A 1,110-nucleotide genomic window follows, 5' to 3' on the forward strand; every position below is an offset into this window, starting at 1 on the left:
TAAGTAAGTGATCTAAAATATTTTTATATTCAGCATAAATTATTAATATTGTCTCATGATATTTTAGAAATTGAATCATGAAACATATAAAAGTGCTTGAATTGAGTGAGGCTGATCGCCTCAAACTTGAGAAAGGGTATCATAATGGCCCTACTCATAACTATCGTATCAGATGCAAATCCATATTGTTGAAGTCATCAGGCAAATCGGCCTCAGAAATAGCTGAAATATTTGATGTGACAATACCAACAGTATACGCATGGATAAAACGTTATAAAGAAAATGGAATCAAAGGCTTGGAAACACGTCCCGGTCAAGGTCGTAAACCTATAATGGATTGTTCCGATGAGGAATCAGTCCGTAAGGCTATAGAGGAGGACCGTCAGAGTGTATCAAAAGCACGCGAAGCCTGGGAAAAAGCTTCCGGCAAAAAAGCCAGCGACATTACCTTCAAACGTTTTTTAGGAGCATTGGTGCAAGATATAAGCGAATAAGAAAACGCCCAAGGGGTATCCCCTCACCGCAACTCTACACATACAAGAAAGAGAAGTTGCAAGAACTTGAAAGCCTTGACTCCAAAGGTAAAATAGAACTTTATTATGCTGATGAAAGTCATGTATGTACAGATGGTTATGTACCTTACGGATGGCAGTTCAAAGATGAGAATGTCTATATTCCATCAGAGAAAACAGCAAGACTTAATATCTTTGGCATGATTACCCGAAGAAATCAATATAAAGGTTTTACAACACAAGAATCCATCAATGCAGACAAACTTGTGGATTTTCTTGACATTTTCTCTTTTGAGGTAAAGAAGAAAACGGTGGTTGTCCTTGACAATGCTTCTGTACACAGGAACAGAAAGATAAAAGAACTCAGAAAAATATGGGAGGATAGAGGATTATTTCTTTTTTATCTTCCACCATACTCTCCAGAACTTAATCCTGCTGAAATCCTGTGGCGCATATTGAAAGGCAAATGGATAAGACCTGCTGATTACAATACTAAGGACTCGCTTTTCTATTGTACAAACAGGGCACTGGCATCTGTAGGTACGAACTTATTTGTGAATTACTCATATGTATAAAATTAATTTTGAATAGTTACTTA

2 protein-coding genes are annotated in these 1,110 nt (G+C 36.9%); both read left to right on the forward strand.

Features of this window, described 5'->3' with window-relative positions:
• The first annotated feature begins 77 nt into the window (after positions 1-77).
• Positions 78-494 carry a helix-turn-helix domain-containing protein gene (locus I6E24_RS16375; protein ID WP_154044655.1) on the forward strand — a complete coding sequence of 139 codons (417 nt, stop codon included), beginning with the start codon at positions 78-80 and terminating at the stop codon, positions 492-494.
• The gene (locus I6E24_RS16380; RefSeq protein ID WP_235329763.1) at positions 470-1,087 is read left to right on the forward strand and encodes an IS630 family transposase; all 618 of its coding nucleotides are present in this window, start codon (positions 470-472) and stop codon (positions 1,085-1,087) included. Before I6E24_RS16375 ends, I6E24_RS16380 begins: the two co-directional genes overlap by 25 nt.
• Positions 1,088-1,110 lie beyond the last annotated feature (23 nt).

This window comes from Bacteroides caecigallinarum (genome assembly GCF_021530995.1).
Taxonomy (GTDB): Bacteria; Bacteroidota; Bacteroidia; order Bacteroidales; family Bacteroidaceae; genus Phocaeicola; species Phocaeicola faecigallinarum.

Bases quoted from the DNA above. Each gene is read 5' to 3' on its own strand.
- I6E24_RS16375 (WP_154044655.1), top strand. From the start codon at position 78: ATGAAACATATAAAAGTGCTTGAATTGAGTGAGGCTGATCGCCTCAAA.